The organism is Sorangium sp. So ce887 (assembly GCF_051521455.1).
Classification (GTDB): Bacteria; Myxococcota_A; Polyangia; order Polyangiales; family Polyangiaceae; genus Sorangium.
In genome coordinates this window covers 9,897,666-9,921,298 of sequence record NZ_CP150354.1, presented here as the reverse complement: position 1 = coordinate 9,921,298, position 23,633 = coordinate 9,897,666, and the positions used below count along the sequence as shown (strand labels likewise).

Below are 23,633 nucleotides of genomic sequence, written 5' to 3'. Positions count from 1 at the left end.
GCCGACAAAAGCGGGCGCGGCGCCTGTGCGAGCGACGGCGACGGAAGCCCGCGGCGCCCGAGTGACGTTCCGTCGGCGCAGCGGCGGGCTCCCCGCGGGGCGCCGGCCCGTGTATCGTCTCGACATGGCGAATGAGGCGCTCGTCCAGGCGGTCAAGACCATCGTCACCCTCGCGCGCGGGGGTAACCTCGACGCGGCCTACCGGGGATACCGCGATCTCTTCCAGAAGCCGGAGTTTCTCAAGCACCGGGCCGAGGACCAGCGGCAGGTGCTGCGGCTCATGATCCTCGCCAAGGGCGTCCCGTCGAAGCCCACCGAAGCGATGACCGAGGCCCACCGCGCCGCGGTGCCCGCGCTGACCGAGCTCGTCTCGATCCACGGGGATCCCGCCGACCACGAGCTCCTCGGGCTCTGCCACGTGGTGCTCGGCAACCTCGACAGCGCCGACAAGATCTTCCGCGCCGGCCTGGCGCTCGAGCGCGCGCGCAACGCGCAGAGCGATCTGTGCGGCACGCTGATGAAGCGGATTTCGCTGCTCTAGTTTCCGGCGGCATCCGTCCTGTTAGGATGCCCCCCGGGCGCCGGGACTGCGCGCCGTCGGGGAGTCCATGTACGTCATTGCGGTCGCGAGCCAGAAGGGCGGCGTGGGAAAGACCACGATTTCCCTCAACCTGGGGCTCGCCCTTGCGCGCGCGGGCAACCGCGCGCTGGTCCTCGAGCTCGACGCGCAGGGGAGCCTCGGGCTGTCGCTGGGCCTCGCCGATCGCGCGCGGCCGGGCGTCGCGGAGCTGCTCACGGGCGCCGAGCGCCTCGAGTCGGTGCTGCTCCGGACGCGCGATCCGCAGCTCCAGGTGCTCACGGTCGGCCGGGTCGATCCCACGACGGTCGCGGGCTTCGAGGACGCGCTCACCCGCGCGCCGGTGCTCCCGAGCGTGCTCGCGCGGCTCGCGCCGGACTTCGACCTCGTGGTCGTGGACTGCCCCGCGGGGCTCGGCAAGGTCACGACGCGCGCGCTCGAGGTGGCGACGCACGCGCTCCTGCCGCTCCAGGCCGAGCCGCTGGCGCTGCGCTCGGTCGGCCAGCTGCTCGCGGTGATCGATCGCGTGCGCGCCGAGACGAACCCGCGCCTGTCGATGCTCGGCATGGTGCTGTCGATGTTCGATCGGCAGGCGTCCGCGTCGCTCGACGTCGCCGAGACGCTCTGGACCAGGTTCCCCGACGGGATCATCCTCGATACCGTCATCCCGCGCGACGAGGCGTTCCTCGAGGCGTCTCTCCGCGGGGCGCCGCTCCTTCTCATGCAGAAGAGGCCTCCGCCGCTCGCGCGCGTCTTCGATCAGCTCGCGAACGACGTCCTGGTTCGCCTGGAGCCCACCTCCCCGGACGATGACGATGGCCCGATCTCGCTCCTCCTTTGACATCGACAGCGCCGTCCTCACCGCGGCGGCGCTCGTCAAGCAGTCGAAGCCGCGGAAGCGGCAGCCCCCGTCGCTCGCGCCCGCGGGCGCGCCGCTCGTGTCGTTCGGGTCGCCGCCGCCCTCGCGGGCGGAGCCGGAGCCGATGTCCGCGGCGCCGCTGTCGCCGTCGTTCGAGGAGCTCGCGCCGTCGAGCGACCTCTTGCCGATGTCGAGCGCGGCCGCGGGCGGCGAGCTCGGGCTCGGGCTCGGCAGCGCGCTGCCCTCGTCGGCCGACGACGTCGACGCGCGGCACGGCGCGCCGCTCGACCTGCCGTCGCCCGCCTCGTCGGCCTCGTTCGTGTCGGCGCGCGAGCCGCTCGCGGAGCGGCTCGACCTCGCCGTCGAGGCGCTCGCGGCGGGGCGCGCGCAGCCGCGCTTCCCTGACCTCGCCGCGGCGGGCGGGCCGGTCGCGCGCTGCGAGCGGGTGATCGAGTGGATCGCCGAGGTGACCGGCGCCACGGACGTCTTCCTCGCGGACGCGGCCGGGCTCCCGTTCGCCGGCGCGATCCGCGACACCGAGGCGCGGCTCGCCGCCTCGGGCCTCATCGCGTCGGCGATCGGCTCGCTCGTGGCGGCGCTGCCGGGCGCCCCGTCGCAGCGGTTCGACCTGTGCGTCGGCGACGGGCCGTGCTTCCAGCTCATCGGGTTCCAGGTGCGCTCGGCCGGGTACATCGTCGGCCTGATGCGCCCGGGCCCGCTCATGCCGCGCGAGGCGCACGCTGTCCGCATCGCGTGCCGGCACGCGCTCGACGTCGCGGTCAGGGTCGTCAGGTGAGCGCGGACCACGCCGAGTCCTCGTTCGGCGGTGGGGTCACGGCCGTCGCGGGCGCGCTGGACGACGACGACCCGCTCGCTCCGATCGCGCTCGACAGCATCGGCTACGGCGTCGACGGCCTCGAGGCGATCGTCGTGTTCCACCTGAGCGACGCGCGCGTCCACGCCCTGTTCGTCCGCGAGGGCGCGGCCCTCTCGCCGGGCGACGTCGCCGCGGGGCTCCGCGACGCGTACCTCGGGAGCCAGCTCGCCGCGCAGCGGCTCGTCCCCGAGCGCGAGGCGTCGGCCCGGCCTGTCCGGGGCCGCGGCGCGCGGTCGTCGAGCAAGCCGCCGGGCTCGCACGGCCGCGGGGAGGAGCTCCCGGACCCGGTGGTCACCCTGGAGCTGAGCGGCCGGACCGTCCTCCTGCGCCGCGTCCGCGCGTGCGTGGTCGCGAGCCTGTTCGACGGCACGATGCCGCTCGGCATGGCGCGGCTCGTGGCGCAGCGGCTCGCCGCGGAGCTCGCGCCCGAGCTGCCGCTCGAGGAGCCGTCCGAGGAGATGCTGAGCGACCCGCCGGGGCTGTTCGAGGAGGCGCTCAGCGCGGACACGGTGGACGATCTCGTGCGTGGCGTCGCGCGCTCCGCGCCGCCGCGGGGCTCGTCGAGCATCCCGTCGCGCCGGACGGGCGGCACGCCGCCGCCCCCGGATCCCCCGTCGGCCGAGGCCGCGCGGACCGAGCGGCTGCTCGCGCTGCTCGAGGCCCGCGCGCCGGAGCCGCACGTCGCGCGGCTCCGGCTCGCCCTGCGCGCCGGGCTGACGCCGCTCGCGCTGGAGCACCCGGGCGAGCTCGGCGCGGAGGCGATGGTGCTCATCGAGACGGCGGCGGCGGACATCCTTGGCCTCGAGCGCGCCGCGCTGCGGAGGCTCCTGTGACGGCGCTCCGGCGCGGCCTGCGGGGCCGCATCGAGGGGCCGCTCGGCGATCTGCTCGGCCGGATCGCCCCCCACTGCCTGCTCCACGTGGCGGACCAGCTGGTGATCGTGCACTCGCACCACTACGCGCTCTTCCTGGAGCAGACGATCCACGACGCGCTCGGCGGGGAGAGCCGCGGCGTGCGCCGGCAGGCGGCGTTCGAGGCGACGCACGCGCTGCTCGGCCCGCTGTACGCGGCGCGCCACGGCGCCTCGCCGCGGGAGAAGCTCGATCTCGCGGCCGAGCTGTTCGCCGCGATGGGGCAGGGGTGTTTGCGGTTCGAGCTGAGCGCGGAGGGCGGCATGGTGCAGGCGGAGGCGCTCTTCCACGGCACGAGCTTCCTCGCGAAGTACGGCGGTCGGATCCAGAACCGGATGGTCGTGGACGCGTTTGCCTCCGGCTACTGTTCGGCGGCGGCGAGCCTCGCGTTCCCGTCCGACTGGGGTCGGCTCGACGCCGACGAGGTGACGTGCGTCGCGCGGGGCGATGTGGCCTGCGCCTTCCTGCTCACGCGGCGGTCCGAGCGGCCGCGCTTCGGCGAGGCGCTGACGCGCGAGCTTGTCGAGTCGTCGCGGGTGAGCTGGGAGCTCGAGAGCGGCCCCGAGGCCCGGGCGCAGCGCGCGGGGCTCGCGATGCTCGAGGAGCTCGGGGCGCTCCGGTCCGACGAGCGCGGGCTCATCCCGGCGTACGGCGTGAACCTGGCGGTCTTGCCGGTGGGGTACCTCGAGCAGAAGACGTTCGACACGATGCACCTCATCGAGCGTCGGTCGCCGGAGCTCGGCCCGGTGTTCGAGGCGCTGGTGCGGGAGGCGGCGCAGACGGGCGCGTTCCACCTGCTCGGCGGGATGCTCACCTCCGCGTCGTTCGAGGCGGTGTGCGGCCCGGCGGGCAGGGACCAGCACGAGCGTCTGGATCAGCTGCTCGGGCTTGCCCGCGCGCTCGGGTGGGGTGCGCTCTCCGCGCCGGAGTTCCAGCCGGGCCGGGTGCTGGTGCTGCGCGCGCCGATAACGCACGAGAGCGCGTATTACGGGATGAGGCACGGGCCCACGGCGAGGGCGCGGCTCCTGTTCCAGCAGGGGACGGCGCTCGCGATCATGCAGCTCCTGCACCGCGTGGATTTCGGGACGGAGCGGCCGATCGACGCGGAGACGTACGGCGGGCTGTTCAAGATCGGGACGCGGTTCCGGGTGCAGGAGACGAGGTCGCCGCTCCGGGGGGACGACGCGTGCGAGGTGAGGGTGGAGGCGATCGAGGACAGGTGGTGATGCTGACCGCTCCCTCGTTGTCGGGCGCACCGCCATCCGCGCTTGCGGGAAGAACGGCTCGCCCGCCGTGTGGCAGCGCAGTAGCCTAAGGGGAAGAGGTTGAGCATGGCCGAGCCCGCGCGGAAGCTGACGTTCACGTTCGCCGAGTACCTCGCCCGCGAGCAGGCGAGCGAGGCCAAGCACGAGCACTTGAACGGCGAGATCTTCGCGATGGCGGGGGGCACGCCTGAGCACGGGCTCATGGCGGTGAACGTGGCCAGCGTGCTCCGCGGCCAGCTCGTCGGTCGACGCTGCCGCGTCTACAACTCCGACGTGCGGGTGCGTGTCCGGGCGACAGGGCTCGCGACGTACCCGGACGGCAGCGTGGTGTGCGGAGCGCTGGAGCGCGATCCTGAGGACGAGAACAGCATCCTGAACCCGGTCGTGCTGGTAGAGGTGCTGTCGCCGAGCAGCGAGGCCTACGACCGCGGCGAGAAATTCGCTCACTACCAGGCCATCTCCTCGCTACGCGAATACGTGCTCGTCTCGTATCAGAGGAGGCGTGTGGAGGTCTTGCGGCGCAATGACGACGGCACCTGGACGCTCCACGACGTGCGGGAGAGCGGCGTCGCGGAGCTGTCGTCGATCGGGTGCCGTCTTCCGCTCGACGAGGTGTATCTCGGCGTCTTCGAGGGATCAGAGGAAGCGGTGGGCTGAAGCGAGCGGAGGCTCGGTGTGCCGTGTTGTGTCCAAGCTTTCCACCCTCGCTGGCCATCCTTCTCTCCGCAGCCTCGGCGCTCGCGCTCGCCGGGTGTAACGCTATCCCCGAGGTCATCGGGAAGACGATCGACGCCTCCGGGACGGGCGGCGGCTCCTCCGGGACCGGCCTGGGCGGCGACTTCTCGCCGGCCGGCGGCGCATCGGCCCCGGGCACGTCCTCCTCGAGCGGCGGGCAAGCCGGCTGCGAGCCGCGGCTCGAAGGGGTGGTGCGCGACTTCCAGGCGTACGGCACTGCCGGCGGGCACCCGGACTTCGAGCGCTTCGAGGGTACGGGCTTGCCGGGCATCGTCGAGCGTGTGCTCGGCCCTGACCAGAAGCCGGTATACGCCCATGAGGGGGCCACGGAGTACACGTCCGGGCCCGAGCACTTCGATCAATGGTTCCAGGACGTCCCGGAGATCAACCGTTCGATCCGGTTCGTCGTCCCCCTCGACGTGAGCGATGACGAGTTTCGTCTCTTCTCCAGCAGGGAGTTCTTCCCCATCGATGGCGAAGGCTGGGGCAACCAGGACAGGGACCACAATTACGGTTTCACGTTCGAGCTCCACATGAGCTTCAGGTACAGGGGCGGGGACGACTTCATCTTCGGTGGCGATGACGACATCTGGGTGTTCATCAACAACCAGCTGGTGATGGATCTGGGCGGGGTCCACGGCTCGATGTTCGACACCCTCGATCTCGACGCGATGGCCGAGGCGCTTGGCCTCGAGCTCGGGAAGAACTACCCCCTCGACATCTTCTTCGCGGAGCGCCGCAGCGGTGGATCGAGCTTCATGATCTCGACGCTCAAGTACACGAACTGCGAGCCGATCATCCTGTAGCGCGTCGACGTCGCCTCAGTGGGCTGCAGCTTGCCTTTGCGGCCTCGCGTTCCACAAGCGCGTCGCCAGCGCGAAGCCGACGAGGGCGACAGGGAGCATGGCGACGGGCCATGAGATCCAGTTCGCCGGGTCCTTCGCCGCGTCGCCCGAGGGCAGGATGCTCGCGTAGAGGAACGATTGCACCGCCGTGCCCAGGTAGACGAAGCCGTCGATGATGCCTGTCGCGACGCCGGCGTTCTTCTTGCCGCCGAAGTCCATGCTCGCGGTCCCGGAGAGCATGCCGTGGACGCCGATCACGCAGAGGGACATGAACACGACGGTCCACCCGGCGATGGGCAGGCTCAGCGTGAAGAGGACGATCACCGCGCCGAGCACGAGGCCTGCGTACAGCACCGAGGCCACGGGGCCGCGGCGCGAGTCGAAGACATGGTCGGAGATGAAGCCGGCGAAGACGCCGCCCAGGATGCCGGCGATGCAGAGGAGCACGCCCCAGTGGGTCGACACGAAGCCCTGGAGGTCGGTCTTGTCGGCGAAGATGAGGTACCACTTCATGACGGCGTTGCGGAGGAAGCCGCTGCAGAACTCGATGGCGACGATGATCCAGATGACCCTTTGCGAGAACATGCGCCGCGCGACGTCGAGCGGACCCATGCGCTCGCCGGTGTCGCCCGAGGACGCGTCGGCCGTGTCGAAGTCCTGAAACCCCGCCTTGCCCGGCGTGTCGCGGATGACGAAGAAGTCGAGCACCAGGAACCCGAGCAGCAGCAGGGCGGGGATGTGGAAGGCCCACTGCATGGGCAGGTGCTTGGCGATGAATCGACTCCAGTCGTAGGCGAAGTAGAGCCCCAGCGAGATCAGGATGCCAAAGACGCCGCCGAGCATCCCGCGCTCGCGGACGTGGAACCAGGGCGCGTTCACCTTGACGATGGATACGGCGCCGAAGCTCTGGAAGTACATGTTGCCGGCGAAGAGCACCGTCATCGTGGTGACGGCCGCGTCGTGGTCGAGCTGTCCTTCCTGGGCGACGCGGACGGCTGCCCCCATGAGCAGGTTCATGAGCGCCGACCCGCCCGCGGCGAGGAGGATGGTGGTGCGCCCACCCCACCTGTCGGTGAGCGGCCCGTTCAGCAGGAAGGCGACCCCGTAGACGGCCGACCCCCAGCCGTCGATGTTCCCGAACTCCTGCTTGCTGACGAGCTGCATCGCGTCGAGCGCCGACGCGTTGGCGGAGAAGTTGTACCGCCCCATGTAGAGGAAGGCGTAGGTGAGCCCGAGCGGAAACCAGTTGAAGAACCGCCGGCGCTTGAACTCCTCCGAGTGTCCGAGCTCGATCTTCGGCAGCCGCCGCATGACGACCGCGATGGCCGCGAGCAGCAGAAGGATCGGCAGCAGCTGATTGAGCCAAGCAGGCATGGATCGCCCTCCGGCCGCCGACGATAACGGCCCCCCGTACCAGCGGCTACGCCTTCGCGCCCGCTCGCTTCACCGGAGCGCCGCCGGCTCCCCTCCGGCGGCCCCTGCAGTCCAGCGATCCTCCGAGGAGGCGCCCCCTTCGAGGCGCCCCCCGCCAGGATCACCCCCCGCGCCCGCGGAAGATCGCGTGACGGAAGTAGTTGATCTGGCTCTTGGCGAACTCCTTGGCCGCGTCCAGCCGGTCCCCCTCGCGCGAGGAGCTGCGGATCAGGAGCTCTCCGTTCTCGTAGAGCTCCCGCGCCTTGCTCCGCTGGAGCTTCCCGCTCGAGGTCTTCGGCAGCACGCCCGCCCCGACCGCGACAACGTCGTCGACCGTGAGCCCCATGGCCTGCTGCACGACGCGGCGCACCTCGCCCTTCACCGCTTGCTTCTCCTGCTCGTCCAGTGCCGGCGTCTCGAAGACGATGACCACCCGCTCGCGGTCGTTGTGCGGCTTCATCGTCCCGAACGCGATCACGTTGCCCTTCCGGACCCCGGAGACGCGGCTCGCCTCCCACTCGAGATCCTGCGGGTAGTAGTTGCGCCCGTTGACGATGATGACCTCCTTCGAGCGCCCGCAGATATAGACCTTGCCCTCCGCGAGGTACCCGAGATCGCCCGTCCGCAGCCAGCCGCCCGCGAACGCCTCCTTCGTGAGGTCCGGGTCGTTGAAATAGCCGGGCATCACGCTCGGGCCACGCAGCCGGAGCTCCCCGACCTCGCGGTCACCGAGCGGGTGCGTGCTCTCCGCGTCGTCCGACGCGAACACCGCGATCTCGTGCCCCTCGAACGCCGACCCGCACTGCACGAGCGACGACGCGCCGTCGCTGTCGGCCGGGGCGGGCACCGCCTTGCCCTCCTTCCAGAGCGTCTCGCCGTCCACCACGTCGGTCTGCAGCCCGGTCCCGAGCGCGCTGAACGACACCGCCAGCGTGCTCTCAGCCATGCCGTACGAGCAGACGAACGCCTTCTCGTCGAAGCCGACCGGCGCGAACTTCTCGGCGAAGGCGCGCAGGTTGTCGGCCCGGATCGGCTCGGCGCCGCAGCCGGCGACCCGCCACGTCGACAGGTCGAGCCCCGCCATCTCCTGCTCCCGGATCCGCTTCACGCAGAGCGCATAGGCGAAGTTCGGGCCGAACGACACGTTGCCCCGGTGGCGCGTGATCGTCTCCAGCCAGCGCACCGGGCGCTTCAGGAACAGGAGCGGCGGCAGGAAGGTGACCGTGTTGACGTAGTAGAGCGGCGCGATCACGAAGCCGATGAGCCCCATGTCGTGGTAGAGCGGCAGCCACGACACGCCGGTGTCCACCGACTCGCGCACCGCCAGGCCGAGCTCCACGATCCCCCGCACGTTCGCGGCCAGGTTCGCGTGCGTGAGCACCACGCCCTTCGGGCGCGACGTCGAGCCGCTCGTGAACTGCAGGAAGCACACGTCGTCGAGCTCGACCTTCACCGGCTTGAGCTCCTCGCGGGAGCCCCGGATGCCCTCCACCGCCACGATCTGCTGGAGCTCCGGCGCCTGCGCCTGGATCGTGCCGAGCACGCGCTTGATCTCGGCGCTCGTGAGCAGGACCCTGGCGCCGCTCTTCGCGACGATGTGCAGCGTGTTCTCGAGGTAGCCGGTCAGCTTGCCGAGGCCCGTCGGCGGGTAGATGGGCACCGGGACGATGCCCGCGCGGATCGCGCCCAGGAAGGCGAAGATGAAGTCGGCGTTGTCCGGCAGGATCAACGCGACACGCTCGCCCTTCTGGAGCCCGAGCGCCTGGAGCGCGCCGCCGATGCGCGCGCTCGCGCGCTCGATGCCGCCATGCGTGAAGAACGGCTCGTTCTCGCTCGACTCCTCGATGAAGCGATAGCCCGTCTTCGTGCTCGCCGCTGCGTCCTCGATCGCCTGGGCGACCGTCCGCGCTTTCCAAACAGCCGTCATCCCGAGAGCCTTCCTTCGTTCTTGAGCCTGAGCTCGATGGCCTTGACGACGTCGGCGACCGTGTCGACCTCGCGCAACATGTCGTCGGGGATCGAGAGGTCAAACTTATCCTCCATATCCGCGACGATCTCCATCACCCCGAGCGAGTCGAGGCTGAGATCGGCGACGAGATGGCTCGACTCCTCGATCTTTACCTCGCCGGCCGTGTGTCCTTCCAGGAGCTGGATGATCTCTGCCCGCAACGTCTCCCGTGTCCACGTCATCATACGGTCCTACCCCAATTGCGGCGTGGCGAGGAGGGGGCTCGCTCGGCCGCGCGGCGCTCGCATGCGGCCGCGCGCCCCTGAACCGAAGATCGCGTCGTGCGTGCATCAGGGACGGGCGGCGTCGATGATCTCCCGCAGCCGATTGAGCCCCTCGAGCGCCCGCGCGCCGTACCACATGAGGTCCTTGCCATCGCATCGGATCACGTGGCCGCGGCGGGCGGCGGGGATGTCGAGGGAGCGAAATATTGCCGCGTCGGCGTCGGTGAAGGCGTGCGGCTCGTCGGGCAGCAGCACGAGGTCCGGGGCGCGGGCGACGACCTCGTCGAGGGTGACGCGGGGGTAGCGGACGTCGCGGCCCTGGACGCGCTCGGGCGGGAGCGGCGGCGCTTTGCCCAGGTCGGCCGCGAGCGGGTAGCGCCGGGGCCGATCCTCGAAGACGTTCTGCGCGCCGGCGAGGTCGAGCATGTCCGAGATGAAGGTGTCGCCGTGGACGGTCATCAGCGGGTCCATCCAGATCGGGATGAAGGCGCGCAGGGGCGGGCGCGCGCGGCGCCGCGCCTCGGCCGCGGCGTGGGCGCGGTAGGCGGCCGCGACCTGCTCGCGCGCGGCGGCCGGCGGCCGCGACGGGTCCGGCTCGCCGCGTTCCGGGACCGCCGCGGGCGCGGCCGCCGCGGTCATCGGGGAGTGCCCGAGCAGGCGCGCCAGCCGGGCGAGGTGGGCCACGCCGTCCGCGACCCGCTTCGGGAACGAGACGAGCACCCGGAGGCCGGCCGCGTCGAGGCGCTCGATGTCGCGCTTGCTGTTCTCCTCCTGGTTCGCGACGACGACCTCGGGGTCGAGCGCGGCGATGCGATCGACGTCGGCGTCCTTCGTGCCGCCGACGAGCTCGATGCCCTCGACGTCCTCCGCGGGCGCGACGCAGTAGCGGGTGCGGCCGACGAGGCGGTCCCGGGCGCCGAGCCGGACGAGCGAGTAGGTGTCGCTCGGGACGAGCGAGACGATGCGCCGCGGAGGGGTGCGCCACTCGTGCTTGCGCCCCCGGTCGTCGACGATGCGGATGAACGACCCGGCAAAGGGCTGTCCCCAGCCTGCGCTGAACGTCATGCGCCGGATGTAGCCCGCCGCCGCGCACGCTGCACGTGGTCGGCGCGCTCGCCGGGCGTCGGCGCGGCGCCGGGCCGGACCGCCGCGCCCCGGCCGCTACGCCCCGGCCGTTGCCGGGGGCGGCGGCCGCTTAGTTGGCCCGCCCGCGCGAAGTCTGCGAACGAGGGCTCGTGCAGATCGATCGCCTCGATGTGCGTCGCGGAGGCACGCTCCCGTATCCGCCCTCTGGCCTGCCGCCTCTCGCCCGCGGTCCCGGTCATGAGGATCCCCCCCTGCGCCGGGCGGCGCCCCGCGCAGGGCGGCTCTTGCCGTGCCAATTTGGCCGGTACACGCTGTTCGACCACATCGGCCAGGGAGGGATGGCCGATCTGTACCTGGCGCGGGTGCGCACGGATCTCGGCGCCGCGCGCCTCGTGGCCATCAAGGAGGTCACCCCGAGGTTCGCGCACGATCCGCGCTTCGTGGAGATGCTCGCGAGCGAGGCCAGGCTCGCCGCGGGGCTGCGCCATGCGTCCATCGTGCAGGTCGAGGATCTCGGCCGCGAGGACGGCTCGCTGTTCATCGCGATGGAGTACGTCGAGGGCTTCGACCTGCGCGAGCTGCTCCGCCGCTGCGCGCGCCAGAAGGTGAAGCTCCCGGTCGCGTTCTCGCTCCTGATCATCGCCGAGGCGCTGCAGGCGCTCGCCTACGCCCACCGGAAGGGCGTCGTGCACCGCGACGTCTCGCCGTCGAACGTGCTCCTGAGCTTCGAGGGCGAGATCAAGCTCTGCGACTTCGGCATCGCCCGCGCGCACGAGCGCAGCGGCGCGACGCTGGACGAGGCGCTGCAGGGCAAGGCCGGCTACATGAGCCCCGAGCACGCCCGCGGCGACGCGCTCGACGCGCGCTCCGACCTCTTCGCGACGGGCATCCTGCTGTGGGAGCTGCTCGCCGGCCGGCGGATGTACAGCCCGGCCCCGGGGGCGGCCCTCTCGAAGGAAGAGGCGCGCGGCGAGCTGCTCGAGCTCGCGCGGCGCGCGGAGATCCCGCCGCTCGTGGAGCGCGGCCTCCCCGACGAGGCGGCGCTCCACGCGATCGTCGCGCGGGCGCTCGCGGAGGCGCCCGAGGAGCGCTACCCGAGCGCGGCGGCCATGCTGCGGGACGTCGCGGCCTACGCGGCGGCGTCCGAGCTGACGGCGAGCCCGCTGCGCTTCGGGGCGTGGCTGCGCGACAACTTCGGCCTGGAGATCGTCGCGGCCCGCCGGGCGCGCGAGCGCGCGGTGCGCGCGCTGGAGCTCGGTCCGCCCGCGGTGATCGAGCCGCTCGCGACCGCGGCCGCCACGCCGCGCGCGATGGAGGGCGGCGCGAAGGTCCCGAGGGAGGCGGCAGCGCCGGCGGCGAGGGAGGCGGCAGCGCCCGCGGCGAGCGCGACTGCCGTGCAGCTCGCGAGGGCGGCCGGCGCGCAGCGCGCGGAGCTCGCCGCGCGGGCTGCGGCCGATCCGCCGTCGCCCTGGGCCAGGGCGCAGCGTCCGCTCGCTCGCCCCGAGCGGCGCGGGCTCGCGCCGCTGCTCCTGCACGCCGCGCTGCTGTTCGCCCTCGCCGCGCTCTTCGTCGCGGGCTGCTATCTCGCGGCGCGCTAGTGGCTCGCTGGGCAGGCACCGCCGGCGAGGGGGTGTGGCGCGGGCGCGGAGGTCAAGGAGCACGGCTGCGGTGTCTAGCTAGGCCGGCGCGACGCCGCGCTCGTCCGCCTCCGGTGGGCTCAGCGGGAGCTCCACCACAAACGTCGCGCCCGCGCCCGGCTTGCTCTCCACCCGGATGGAGCCGCCGTGCGGCGCCACGATCGAGCGTGCGATGTAGAGCCCGAGGCCGAGGCCGCCGAAATTGCGCACCGACACCGCGCGCTCGAAGCGCTCGAAGATCCTGCCCTGATCGGCCTCCGCGATCCCGATCCCCTCATCCCGGACGACGAGCAGCGCGCGATCGGCCTGCCGTCGCACGCCGACAAAGATCGGCCTGCCTGCGCCGTACTTCATCGCGTTCGACAGGAGGTTGACGACGACCTGCTCCAGGCGCTCCGGATCCCACTGCCCGATCACGGGCGCTTCCAGATCCAGCTGCGTCCGGCAGCGGGACGCCGCGAGCTGCGGGCGCATCCGCTCGACGACCTCGCCCGCCAACGCCGCCAGATCGACCGGCGCCCGCGCGAGCGCCAGCCGCCCGGCGTGCAGCCTCGTGACGTCGAGCAGCTCGTCTACCAGGCGCCCGAGCCGCAACGTCTGGCGGCCGAAAATCTGGAGCATCCCCTCGATTCGCTGCGGGGGGACGTCCGCGAGCGAGCGGCGGCGCAGCAGTCGCTCGATGGCCTGCACCTGCATCTGCAGCGAAGTCAGCGGGGTCTTGAGCTCGTGCGAGGCGACGACGAGGAACTCGTCCCGCCGCTGGATCGCCTCCTGGGCCTCGGTGTACAGGCGGGCATTGTCGAGCACGAGCGCCGCGCGGCGCCCCAGCTCCTCGGCCAGCCGCAGGTCGGCGGGGCCATAACGGCGCTCGGGCGCGGTCGCCAGCAAGGTCATGACGCCGAAGTACCGGTCGCGCGCGACCAGCGGAACCCGCAGGAACGCGTGAACGCCGAGCTGCTCCCAGAGCGGCCTGACCCGCGGGTCGAGCGAACGCACCTGCTGCCACAGGGGCGCGGCGCGGCCCTCTTCCCCCTCGGCTCCGGCCGGCGGCACCTCCGCCAGGAGGCGCAGCGCGTCCTTCAGCGCTTCCAGCTGCTCGCCGGGCACCCCGGCGGCGGCCGTCGGGTCCGGCGTCCCGTCCTCGAAGCGCACCTCGACGACGCACTGATCCGAGAGCTCGAGCACCGGGAGCTGCGCCACGCTCTCGAAGGTCGCGCTGTAACCCAGCGTCATCAGCTTGCGGCTCGCCTCGGCCAGGAACCGCTCGGCCTGCTCGGCCCGCTTACGCTCGGTGATGTCGGTGGAGATGCCGCAGAGCACGCCGGGCATGACCCCCTCGCCGAGAGGGAATTTGATCGACAGAAACGTGTGCAGCCCGTCCTCCAGCGGCACCGTCTCCTCCCACTCCATCGGCGCACCCGTCTCGAGCACCTTCCGCTCGTGCTCGCGGACCATCTCGGCGATGGGAGCAGGGAAGAGATCGGCATCGGTCCTCCCGAGGAGCTGCTCGCTCGGCACGCCCAGGACGGCGCCTACCTGCCGGTTGGCGAGCAGGAACCGGCCCTCGTGATCCTTGACGTAAACGCTCGCCGCCGAGTTGTCGACGATGGCCTGGAGCATCTCCTGATTGGCCTTGAGCGCCTGTTCCGCCCGCCGGCGCTCGGCGTTCTCCTGCTCGACCTCGGCATAGAGCATCGCGTTCTCCAGCGAGATCGCCGACTGCGAGGCGAGCAGCTCGACGACGCTGAGCCGCCCGGGGGTGAACGCCCCGGTGGCGAGGTTGTTCTCCAGGTAGAGCAGGCCGATGAGCCGGGCCTGCCGCACGATCGGGAGGCACAGCATCGATCTCGGGCGCTTGCGCCGGAAATACTCGTCCTCCATGAAGGGGTGCCGGGCGGCGGCGTCGTCGAGCAGCACGCGCTCGTGGCTCCGGCGAACATAGTTGAGGACGGACTGCGGCAGCGCGGCCGAAGGCGCCTCGCCCGCATCGAGCAGCCGTACCGCGCCCCCTGGCGCCTCGATCGCCGCGATCCACAGCTGCTCGTCCCGGACCAGGAGGACACAGCCCTCCTCGGCGCCCGCGTGCTCGACCACGATGCGAAGCAGCATCTCGAGCAGCCGCGAGAGCTTGAGCTCGCCGGAGATGCTCTGCGCGGCCTTCACCACCGACAGGACGTCGAACTGCTCGGCCCGTACGGCGAAGGTGACGGTGGGGGCGATCGGCTTGCGCTCGACGAGGTGGGGGTAGCGCTGATCGAGCTGCTCCACCTTGGCGTGGGCGCCCCAGCGGAAATAGCCGGCGCGGGCCTTTCGCAGGTAGCTGTCGGCGGGTGTCGCGAGGCCGCGCGCGCGGTAGAACTCCGCGGCGAGCTCGCAGGCGATGGCCTCGTGCTGGACGAAGCCGCCCTCGCGCGCCGCCGCGATGGCCTGCTCGTAGAGCCGGCTGGCCTCCGGCTCGCGCCCCAGGAGCCGGGCGATCTCGGCGCGGACCAAGGCGTGCTTGTGAAGGAAGTTGTCGGGGCCGCTCCTGGCCCACTCGCCGAGCTGCCGCTCGCACTCGTGGAGCCCCTCGGGGAGCACCCACAGCGGGGATGGCTGCGCCTCGGGCGCGCCGTCAGAGAGGGCCGCGAGCGCGAGCGCGCGATAATAGAAGCTCTCGGCGATGAGCGCGTGCAGCCCGACCCTGGGGGGGTGCGCGGCAATCGCGCGGGTCGCCGCCGCGAGCGCCTCTCGGGGAGAGCCGAGCACGAAGAGCGCCTGCGCCTTCAAGCTGTAATAGAAGTCGCGAGCGGTCTCCAGATCCCCAGCCTCCTCCAGCTGCGCCTCGAAGGCCGGCGGATCCAGCTCGGACCCGTCCAGCATCGAGAAGCGGACCGACCTCCCGCGCAGCGTCTGGATCATGGCGTGGCCGCCGAGGAGGGCGTTGTGCGCAAACGCGTAGCCGACCCTGCGCACGAAACCGAGGCGCTCTTCGACCTCGTGGAGCACGTCCTCCAGCGGCTCGCCAGAGAGCAGCGGGAACAGCGCGGCCCAGATGCAGTTGGTGCACGCCATGTTCAGGTCACCGGACTCGACCGCAGCGCTGAAGCCGTCGCGCGTGTACGGATACGTCTCTCTGTAATGGCGTGTCCAGAAGACGACATAGTGTCCGAAGAGGATGACCACCACCGATCTCGTGGTCAGGAGGCCACTCCCGTCCGCCAGGTCCTGGCCAAGCCTGCCGAACAGGTAAGCCTCCTGATATCGCCCGGACCTCGAGCTGATCACCATCGCGAAGGCGGCGTACGCGACAGCAGAGTGCTCGGCGTTGCCGTGGCGCAGGCTGAGCTTGACCATGCGCATGACGACGAGATTGTACAGGTTCGGGTCCACGAAGAACGCAGGGAGGGACACGCTCTGCAGCACGCCCATCATGATCTTGATCTCCGGGTGCGTCATGGGGGGCAGATGGATCAGGTCCTCGATGGCCCGATCGCCCAGGGCCTGCCAGACGCTCTCGGTCTCCTTCTCAATCTGTGCGTCGGTGGGGTGGAGCGGCAGAGCAACGTCGCACGCGCGGAGGCACGAGAGCCCGATCTCCACCGCGCGGGCGTATTGCCCGCAAGTGACATTCAGCGCGGCGACGAGCGCGGCGGCGGCGGCCGTCTCGTAGCGAGTCCTCGCGCGATCCCTGAGCTCTTCCAGGCGCTGCTCGGCTTCCTCGAAGCTGCCGGTGATGTACGCGATGTGCGCGCGCTCGAAGGTCAGGCCATAGGTCAGCTCGTGCCGCGCCTCCCACGAGGCCGGCGCGAGCAGCGAAAGGCCCGCGGCGAAGAGCGCGGCGGCGGATTGGAAGGCCGCGGCCGCCTTGGCCTTCCTGCCGGCGCGGAGGTTCAGCGCGGCGACCTCATCCCGCTCCGCCTGGGAACGTAGAAGCGCGGCGCCGCGGTTGAGGTGGCCGACGACGTCGAAGAGCGCGTCGTCGCGCTCCTCTGCGCGTTGTGCCGAGAGGAGCAGCCGCCCGATCCGGAGGTGCATCTCGGCGAGCTGTCCCGCCGGGATGAGCGAGTAAGCGGCTTGCTGCACCCGGTCATGGAGGAATCGATAGGCGCCGTCCCGGCGGAGGAGCAGCCCCTCCCGCACGGCCTCCTCGAGCGCGTCGCGGAGCTCCGCCGCCGGACGGCCCGCGACCACCGCGAGCGTGTCGAGCTCCAGGCTGCTGCCGAGGCACGCGGCGAGCGTGAGCGCGTCCCGCGTCGGGCCCGAGAGCCGCTTCAGCTTGCCCGCCATCAGCTCGACGACGTTGTCGGTGAACGCCTTGTCCCGGATCGCGGCGATGTCCCACCGCCACCTGCCCTCCTCCGCGTCGAAGGTGATGAGCCCCTCCTGATGCAGCGCGATCAGGAACTGGAGCACGAAGAACGGGTTGCCGCCGGTCTTCTCGTAAACCAGCCGCGAGAGCGGTTCGGCCTGCCCTTCGGGCGCGTGGACCGTCTCGGCGACGAGCGCCCCGACATGGGTGGCCGAGAGCGGCTCGAGGACGAGCTCGGAGACAGCGGCGCCGTGCTTCCGCACCTCGGCCAGCGTGAGCCGCAGCGGGTGCGCGGGGCCGACCTCGTTGTCGCGGTACGCGCCGATCAGCAGGAGATGCTCGGACCCGGCGTAGGTGGCGAGCTGCTCGAGCAACTGGAGGCTTCCCGCGTCGGCCCACTGCAGATCGTCGAGGAAGAGCGCCACGGGGTGGTCCTTCTGGGCGCATGCCGAAACGAAGCGCCGGACCGTCGCGTGGAGCCGGCTCTGGGCCTCGGCGGGCGGCAGCTCGGGCACGGGCGGCTGAGGGCCGAGGAGCAGCGTGAGCTCGGGGAGCACGTCGGCGAGCAGCCCGCCGCTTTCGCCGAGGGCCTCCCGGAAACGCTGTCTCCAGCGCTCGACCTGCTCCTCGCTCGCGCAGAGGATCTCCTGAAAAAGCGCCCGGAACGCCTGATGGAAAGCGCGGTAGGGGACGTCCCTCGCGGTTTGATCGAACTTGCCGGAGAGGAAGAAGCCCCGCTCCCTCACCACCGGCCTGTGCAGCTCGGCGACGAGCGACGACTTGCCGATGCCCGAGTAGCCCGACACGAGCACGAGCTCTGGCCGGCCCTGCGCCACCACCCGCTCGAACACCGCGAGCAGCGCCTCCCCCTCGCGCTCGCGCCCGTACAGCCGCTGCGGCACCTGGAACCGGTCCGAGAGGTCGCGCTCCCCAAGCGCGAAGCGCGGGATGGCGCCGCTCGTCCGCCATCTTGCGAAGCACTCGTCCAGGTCGTGCCGCAGGCCGGCCGCGCTCTGGTAACGCTCCTCGGCGGCCTTGGAGAGCAGCTTGAGCACGACCGCGGACAGCAGCGGGGGAATCGACGGGACGAGCGCGCTTGGCGGGGGAGGCTTCTGCGCGATGTGGCAATAGACCCACGCGACGGGATCGGCGGCCTGGAACGGTAGGGTGCCCGTCAGCATCTCGTAGAAGACGACGCCCAGGGAGTAGAGATCGGTCCGCTCGTCGATCCAGCGGTTCATTCGGCCCGTCTGCTCCGGGGCCATGTAGGCCAGGGTCCCCTCGATGAGCCCGGCGTGCTCGAGGTGCTGGAGCTCGCGGGGGATCCGGGACGCAATCCCCAGGTCGGTGATCTTCACCTCGCCGGTGGCGGGGTGGACGAGCACGTTCTGAGGCTTGATGTCCTTGTGGACGACGCCGTGTCGATGCACCTCGGCGAGCGCCTTCACCAGGCGGACGGCGAGGGGGAAGTAGCGTTCGAGCGGCATCGGCCCTTCCAGGAGCCGATCGAGCGATACGCCGCCGAAATCCTCCAGGACCAGCGCCGGCTGATCGCCGAGCATCTCGATCCCATAGGGCATGACGATGGCCGTGGTGTCGAGCGCCCGAGCGACCTCGTACTCGTGGCGCAGCCGCTCGGTGGCGCGAGGGCTCGCGTGATCGCGCCGGAGGACCTTGAGCACCACGGTACGGCCGTCGTCCTCGCGTACACCCCGGTAGAGAATGGTGTCTGAACCCTCGTAGAGGACCTCGATGATGGCGTAACGGGACGAAGACCCGTGATCGGACGAGACGGAATTGGTGCCCACTGGAGCCCTGATGCGGGTGATGCGCGACACATGCTGGCATGGTCGGCACGCGTCGCCAGCGCTTTGAGCGGGCGAGGCGCCGGACATCATCCGTCCTCCGCGAACCCCCAGCGCGCGCCACGCCCACACCGGGGCCACCCTGTCGATGACATCGTGGCAGGACCCGCCCGCACGCTGGCTCGCGAACGCCGTCGCCGTCCGCCGCTCGACCGAGCGCTCGTGCAGCAGTGCGCGGAAGCGCTCGATCCTCGCCTTCGTGGACGGTGCCCAATTCATCGCCGGTCCGTCGCGCCATCGCTCGCGCCCTGATCGCGTGGCTGCCCCGTTGCCCTGCATGCCACCGCACGCCCTCGCGCCGCAAAACGTACCTGCTCGTGTCCGCGCCGCCCTGACGCAGTACTGTTAGCTATTACCGCGCCCTCTCCGTAGTGGATATCCGCCCGTTCTCGCTCCGTCCTCCGCGCGGCGTCGAGATGGACGCGGGCGAGCTCGGGGCCGTCGCCGGCTGACGAGGTGCTCGAGGGCGAGCTTGGCGCCGCCTGCCTCGCCGGCTCGGCCGCGGAGGGCGAGGTGCACGCCGGCAAGCTCGGCGCCGTCGTGGTCCACCTGCCCGAGCTCGGGCACGTCGCCGGCCACGAGGAGCTCGGGCGAGCGTCGCTCGCTGGAGCGACAGGAAATTCGACGCACCGGCGGTTCCCGTCGCCGTCAGCCGGCGTCGGCGATCGGCGCCTCGGGGACGGGCACCTGCGTCTCCGGCCGCCGCTCGCACGCGTCGTTGCCGACGCCGACGCCGTAGCGGTAGATGAGCTCTCCTCCGAGCCAGCCGCTCGCACCCGCGAGGCCGAACCCCGCGGTCGACAGCGCGATCCCGAGGGGCCGCAGCCCGATCGCGCGGGAGGCGAGCGAGGCGCCGTACAGGCCGGCGATCGCCATGTTCATCGCGCCGTGGACGAAGCCGATCCGCTTCGCCGAGCCGAGGGTGGTGCTCCAGTCGGCGAGCCCGGCGAAGGCGGCCACGAGCGCCCCGCCGAGGCCGATGGCCGCTGTCGCGTCCGCCCCCCGATGCAGCCGCCGCCCGCGGCCGATGCCGGCAAGGTCGAGCACGAGCGCGCAGGACCACGCGCCGATGGGGATGGTCACAAGCACCGGATGCAGCGGGTGCCCGAGGAACTTGCCGTGGAGCACCTTCGCGACCGTGGGCGCTCGCCTCAGGACGGACCGAATGCCGCGCTGAAGCGGATCGGCCATCCGGTCGATCCAGTCCTGCTCTTCGATTCCGCTCAAGACCGCGGTTCTGATCATGTTCCCTCCTCAAAGGCGCGTGGTTGCGCGCATTTCCAGCCCATGGCGCCCGCCCCGCCGACCGTCCAGCGGTGAACCCCTGACCGGATCCCGAGCAATCAGCGGACCCCTCGGAAGTGGCTCGGGCGTTCCCATCCCCTGCGCGGTGCGTGCCTGTGCGACGCGCGAGCAGGCCAGTGCAATTCGCTTCTGCAATGGTGCATCGCTGAAATTTCAGGTTCGAAAGCCGCAGCCGTCTCATCTGGAACGAAATACGTTCAGATCGCGAACAGCAGAGATGGCACGGACGGTGCTCTATGTCCGGGCAGCGCTGCCGGCGCGGCCTTCCCCCCCCCGAGGCCCCGGCGGCGCTTTTTTTTGCCTCTTTCCGGGCCTGCACGGGCGCACCGTGCGCGCGCGTGCCGTGGTTCCTCGTCCCGGGCGGCGTTCTCTGGTATCTCGCCCGTGCCGCGCCGCGCGCGGCCTTCCCCGGAGCGATGCCCCTCCTCGCCGATGTTGCGGTGCCCGTCCCGCTCTCGCAGGCCTTCACCTACGAGGTCCCCGCCGCGCTCGCCGGCGAGGTGCGACCGGGTGCGCGGGTGCTCTGCGAGTTCCACCGGCGCAAGCTGATCGGCGTCGTGCTCGCCGTGAGCGAGCGCAGCGCGGCCATCGATCCGTCGAAGATCAAGCCGCTGGCGGCGCTCGTCGACGCGCGCCCGGCGCTGCCGGCCGAGCTGCTCTCGTTCCTGCAGGTGCTCGCCTCCTACTACTTCGCGCCGATCGGGGAGGTGCTCCGCCTCGCGCTGCCGGCGATCGAGCGCGAGCAGGTGCGGGCGCTCAAGGCGCAGGGCGAGCTCGACGGCATGCTCGACCTCGGCCGGGCCAAGCAGGTGGGCGGCCGCAAGGTCGCCTACGCCAGGGCGACGGACGTCGTCGAGGAGCCCGGCACGCTCCGCGGGCAGGCCGCTGCCGTGCTCGCGCTGCTCCGGGCGACCGGCGAGCAGCCGGTCGCGCGGATCGAGGAGCGCTTCGGCAACGCGCGCAGCGCCCTGAAGAAGCTCGCCGAGCGCAACCTCGTCGCCCTCGACGAGCGCGAGCCGCCGCGCGACCCGTTCTTCCGCCTCCCCGAGGAGCGCGACGTGCCCCCCGAGCTCAACGCCGCGCAGGCCGAGGCCGCGGCGCGCATCGACGCGGCGCTCGCGGCGCTGTCCGCGTCCGGGGAAGGGGAGGCGCGCGCGGCCGCCCCGCACGAGCCGCAGCCCGCCGGGCACGAGCCGCAGCCCGCCGGGCAGGAGGCGCGGCCCGCCGGGCCGAGCGCGTTCCTCCTCTTCGGCGTGACCGGCTCCGGCAAGACCGAGGTGTACCTGCGCGCCATCAACAGCTGCCTCGAGCGGGGCCGCGGCGCGCTCGTGATGGTGCCCGAGATCGCCCTCACCCCGCAGCTCGTCGCGCGCTTCCGCGCCCGCTTCGGCGACGAGCTCGCGGTGCTGCACAGCGGCCTCAGCGACGCCGACCGCCACGCGATGTGGGCGAGCCTCCACGGCGGCAAGGTGCGCGTCGCCATCGGGGCGCGCTCGGCCCTGTTCGCGCCGGTGCCGGACCTCGGCCTCATCCTCGTCGACGAGGAGCACGACGGCTCGTTCAAGCAGGAGGAGGGCGTGCGCTACCACGCGCGCGACATGGCGCTGCTCCGCGCCCACCGCGCCGGGGCGGTGTGCGTGCTCGGCTCGGCGACGCCCTCCATCGAGTCGGTCGCGCTGGTGCGCCGCGGCAAGCTCGTCGAGCTGCGCCTGCCGGACCGCGCGCACCGCGAGGCCAGCCTCCCCGAGGTCACCCTCGTCGATCTCCGCCGCTTCGGCGCCGGCCCCTCGGGCGATCCGCTGATCTCCCTGCCGCTCCACCGCGCGCTAGAGCGGACGCTCGCGGCGAAGGAGCAGGCGATCCTGTTCCTCAACCGCCGCGGCTTCGCGCCGAGCGTCGTCTGCGGCTCGTGCGGGAACCTGACGACGTGCGAGGCGTGCTCGGTCGCGCTGACCTACCACCGCGGGCGGCGCCGCGACGCGCCCCCGCCGGCGGGCGCACCGGCGCCGGCGGGCGCGCCCTCGCCGGCGGCGCCGCTCGACGAGCGGCCGCAGGGCGGGCGGCTGCGCTGCCATTACTGCGACTACGCGGGGCCGTTGCCGGAGCGCTGCGGGTCGTGCGGCTCGCGGACCCTGCTGCTCGAGGGCCTCGGCACCGAGCGGCTCGAGTCCACGATCGCCGAGTCGTTCCCGGAGGCGCGCGTGGCGCGCCTCGACCGTGACGTCGCGGGCAAGGACCGCTCGCAGGCGATCCTCGCGAGGATGCGCGAGGGCAAGATCGACATCCTGGTCGGCACGCAGATGGTCACGAAGGGCCACGATCTGCCCAACGTGACCCTGGTCGGCGTGGTGAACGCCGACGCCGCGCTGGGGCTGCCCGACTTCCGCGCGGCCGAGCGCGGCTTCCAGCTGCTCGTGCAGGTGGCCGGGCGCGCGGGGCGGCGCGACCGCCCGGGCCGGGTGCTCATCCAGACGCGCAACCCCGAGCACCCGGCGATCGCGTTCGCCGCGGCGCACGACGTGCCGGGCTTCCTCGATCGGGAGATCCGCGACCGCGAGGAGGTGGGCTATCCGCCGGCCACGCGCCTCGCGCTGATCCGGATCGACGCGGTCGACGAGGGCGTGGGCCGCGGCGCGGCGGCGAAGCTCGCGGCCCACGCCCGCACGTGTCCGGAGGGGGTCGCGCGGCGCGTCGAGGTGCTCGGGCCGTCGGCGGCGCCGATCGCGCGCCTGCGCGGGCGGTACCGGTTCCGGGTGCTCCTCAGGGCGCGCGAGCGCGGGCCGCTCCGGGGAACGCTCGCGGCGCTGACCGGGCTGATACGGGACGGGCTCGACCGGAACGCGCGGGTGATCATCGACGTGGATCCGGTCGCCATGCTGTGACCGGCGGTCCGCGCGCGGCGTTCCACCCGGGCGCGGCGCGGTCGGCGCTACCGCGGCGCGGTCGGCGCTACCCCGGCGCGGCGAGCTCGCCGAGCTCGCCGCGCGACGCGCTCGAGAGCCGCTCGAACTCCGCGCCCAGCCAGTCGAGGAACGCCGCGTCCCACGACGGCCCTTCCGGCCGGGAGGCGATCGTCTCGGCGAGCTCGCGGTCCCACCGGCTGTAGACCTCCCGGAGGAGCGCGTGCGCCCGGCGGCTCGCGGCCGAGGCCGGGTCTGCCTGGCCGTCCGGGCGCTCGGCGAAGGCGTCCTCGCACAGGAAGTAATTGCAGGTCGCCGCCCGCCGCTCGGCGGGGACGGTGCAGCCGCGCGCGCCGTGATAGACGCACTTCGAGCGCCGCGGGGCCGTGCGCTCCTCCCGCTTCCGCATGCGCCGGAGCTCGAGCCCGCGGCTCACGGGGAGCAGGTTGCCGGCGGCGATCTGCTCGAGCAGCCAGCCGCGACCGGCGAGGGCGACGATGCGCCCGATGTCCGTCCAGTCGAGCGCGGGCGGGCTGGCGCAGCACCCCGCGGGTCCCTGCGGGCACTGGCCGCACAGCGTCGAGTGCAGCCGGGTGTGCTCTCCTGAAAGCTCCAGACGGATCATCGATGCCCTTGCCGTCCCCCGAGGGGCCGAGACGTGCGCTCGAGATAGCGCATGTCGTGGTACGCGACTCGCCAGAAATGACAGAAGCGTCCCGCGGTCGCAACCGACGCTGGCCGAGCACCAACCCGGCGCCGTCGCCGGGCGGCGACGCGACGCGAACCCGAGCGAGCCGAGCCCGCGCCGGGCGGCGACCTCACGTGAGCCGCGCGT

Annotated in this window: 16 protein-coding genes; 9 read left to right on the top strand and 7 right to left on the bottom strand. The window is 72.1% G+C overall.

Annotated elements, in window-relative coordinates; translation table 11 throughout:
* Positions 1 to 124: 124 nt before the first annotated feature.
* The 7 genes from WMF36_RS37120 (at position 125) to WMF36_RS37090 (ending at position 6,030) form a co-directional block, all read left to right on the top strand.
* Positions 125 to 541: a hypothetical protein gene (locus WMF36_RS37120; RefSeq protein ID WP_437575548.1), complete on the top strand. Its 417-nt coding sequence runs from the start codon at positions 125 to 127 to the stop codon at positions 539 to 541.
* Positions 542 to 608: 67 nt separating this feature from the next.
* Positions 609 to 1,418 carry a ParA family protein gene (locus tag WMF36_RS37115; protein ID WP_437575547.1) on the top strand — a complete coding sequence of 270 codons (810 nt, stop codon included), beginning with the start codon at positions 609 to 611 and terminating at the stop codon, positions 1,416 to 1,418.
* Positions 1,393 to 2,232, top strand: a complete 840-nt coding sequence (locus WMF36_RS37110) for a hypothetical protein (RefSeq protein ID WP_437575546.1) — start codon at positions 1,393 to 1,395, stop codon at positions 2,230 to 2,232. The genes WMF36_RS37115 and WMF36_RS37110 overlap by 26 nt, the downstream gene beginning before the upstream one ends.
* The gene (locus WMF36_RS37105; RefSeq protein WP_437575545.1) at positions 2,229 to 3,146 is read left to right on the top strand and encodes a hypothetical protein; all 918 of its coding nucleotides are present in this window, start codon (positions 2,229 to 2,231) and stop codon (positions 3,144 to 3,146) included. The genes WMF36_RS37110 and WMF36_RS37105 overlap by 4 nt, the downstream gene beginning before the upstream one ends.
* Positions 3,143 to 4,450 carry a hypothetical protein gene (locus tag WMF36_RS37100; RefSeq protein WP_437575544.1) on the top strand — a complete coding sequence of 436 codons (1,308 nt, stop codon included), beginning with the start codon at positions 3,143 to 3,145 and terminating at the stop codon, positions 4,448 to 4,450. Before WMF36_RS37105 ends, WMF36_RS37100 begins: the two co-directional genes overlap by 4 nt.
* A gap of 105 nt (positions 4,451 to 4,555) precedes the next feature.
* Entirely contained in the window at positions 4,556 to 5,146 is a 591-nt protein-coding gene (locus WMF36_RS37095; RefSeq protein WP_437575543.1) for a Uma2 family endonuclease, read from the top strand.
* Positions 5,147 to 5,169: 23 nt separating this feature from the next.
* Positions 5,170 to 6,030 (top strand): fibro-slime domain-containing protein, encoded by an 861-nt coding sequence (locus WMF36_RS37090; protein ID WP_437575542.1) that lies wholly within the window; start codon positions 5,170 to 5,172, stop codon positions 6,028 to 6,030.
* Between the two features lie 15 nt (positions 6,031 to 6,045).
* On the opposite strand, the gene WMF36_RS37085 is transcribed toward WMF36_RS37090, so the two are convergent.
* From WMF36_RS37085 to WMF36_RS37070, 4 genes are all read right to left on the bottom strand, one after another.
* Entirely contained in the window at positions 6,046 to 7,443 is a 1,398-nt protein-coding gene (locus tag WMF36_RS37085) for an MFS transporter (protein ID WP_437575541.1), read from the bottom strand.
* 160 nt (positions 7,444 to 7,603) lie between these two features.
* The gene (locus WMF36_RS37080; RefSeq protein WP_437575540.1) at positions 7,604 to 9,409 is read right to left on the bottom strand and encodes a fatty acyl-AMP ligase; all 1,806 of its coding nucleotides are present in this window, start codon (positions 9,407 to 9,409) and stop codon (positions 7,604 to 7,606) included.
* Complete coding sequence (locus WMF36_RS37075; RefSeq protein WP_020740115.1) at positions 9,406 to 9,651, bottom strand: phosphopantetheine-binding protein; 246 nt, start codon at positions 9,649 to 9,651, stop codon at positions 9,406 to 9,408. Before WMF36_RS37075 ends, WMF36_RS37080 begins: the two co-directional genes overlap by 4 nt.
* A gap of 129 nt (positions 9,652 to 9,780) precedes the next feature.
* Entirely contained in the window at positions 9,781 to 10,779 is a 999-nt protein-coding gene (locus WMF36_RS37070) for a helical backbone metal receptor (RefSeq protein ID WP_437575539.1), read from the bottom strand.
* Between the two features lie 305 nt (positions 10,780 to 11,084).
* Between WMF36_RS37070 and WMF36_RS37065 the strand changes: the two genes are divergently transcribed.
* Positions 11,085 to 12,398, top strand: a complete 1,314-nt coding sequence (locus tag WMF36_RS37065) for a serine/threonine-protein kinase (RefSeq protein ID WP_437575538.1) — start codon at positions 11,085 to 11,087, stop codon at positions 12,396 to 12,398.
* Between the two features lie 78 nt (positions 12,399 to 12,476).
* Here the strand turns inward: WMF36_RS37065 and WMF36_RS37060 are convergent, their stop codons facing one another.
* Positions 12,477 to 18,536 (bottom strand): AAA family ATPase, encoded by a 6,060-nt coding sequence (locus tag WMF36_RS37060; RefSeq protein ID WP_437575537.1) that lies wholly within the window; start codon positions 18,534 to 18,536, stop codon positions 12,477 to 12,479.
* 705 nt (positions 18,537 to 19,241) lie between these two features.
* Complete coding sequence (locus tag WMF36_RS37055; protein ID WP_437575536.1) at positions 19,242 to 19,838, bottom strand: DUF2231 domain-containing protein; 597 nt, start codon at positions 19,836 to 19,838, stop codon at positions 19,242 to 19,244.
* 476 nt (positions 19,839 to 20,314) lie between these two features.
* Between WMF36_RS37055 and priA the strand changes: the two genes are divergently transcribed.
* Complete coding sequence (gene priA / locus WMF36_RS37050) at positions 20,315 to 22,780, top strand: replication restart helicase PriA (RefSeq protein WP_437575535.1); 2,466 nt, start codon at positions 20,315 to 20,317, stop codon at positions 22,778 to 22,780.
* Between the two features lie 67 nt (positions 22,781 to 22,847).
* On the opposite strand, the gene WMF36_RS37045 is transcribed toward priA, so the two are convergent.
* Positions 22,848 to 23,423, bottom strand: coding sequence for a hypothetical protein (locus tag WMF36_RS37045; protein ID WP_437575534.1), 576 nt, complete (start codon positions 23,421 to 23,423; stop codon positions 22,848 to 22,850).
* Positions 23,424 to 23,633: the final 210 nt, after the last annotated feature.

Coding starts and splice junctions, on each gene's coding strand:
- WMF36_RS37045 (WP_437575534.1), bottom strand. CDS start 23,423: ATGATCCGTCTGGAGCTTTCAGGAGAGCACACCCGGCTGCACTCGACG.
- WMF36_RS37110 (WP_437575546.1), top strand. CDS start 1,393: ATGGCCCGATCTCGCTCCTCCTTTGACATCGACAGCGCCGTCCTCACC.
- priA (WP_437575535.1), top strand. CDS start 20,315: ATGCCCCTCCTCGCCGATGTTGCGGTGCCCGTCCCGCTCTCGCAGGCC.
- WMF36_RS37095 (WP_437575543.1), top strand. CDS start 4,556: ATGGCCGAGCCCGCGCGGAAGCTGACGTTCACGTTCGCCGAGTACCTC.
- WMF36_RS37115 (WP_437575547.1), top strand. CDS start 609: ATGTACGTCATTGCGGTCGCGAGCCAGAAGGGCGGCGTGGGAAAGACC.
- WMF36_RS37085 (WP_437575541.1), bottom strand. CDS start 7,443: ATGCCTGCTTGGCTCAATCAGCTGCTGCCGATCCTTCTGCTGCTCGCG.
- WMF36_RS37080 (WP_437575540.1), bottom strand. CDS start 9,409: ATGACGGCTGTTTGGAAAGCGCGGACGGTCGCCCAGGCGATCGAGGAC.
- WMF36_RS37055 (WP_437575536.1), bottom strand. CDS start 19,838: ATGATCAGAACCGCGGTCTTGAGCGGAATCGAAGAGCAGGACTGGATC.
- WMF36_RS37120 (WP_437575548.1), top strand. CDS start 125: ATGGCGAATGAGGCGCTCGTCCAGGCGGTCAAGACCATCGTCACCCTC.
- WMF36_RS37070 (WP_437575539.1), bottom strand. CDS start 10,779: ATGACGTTCAGCGCAGGCTGGGGACAGCCCTTTGCCGGGTCGTTCATC.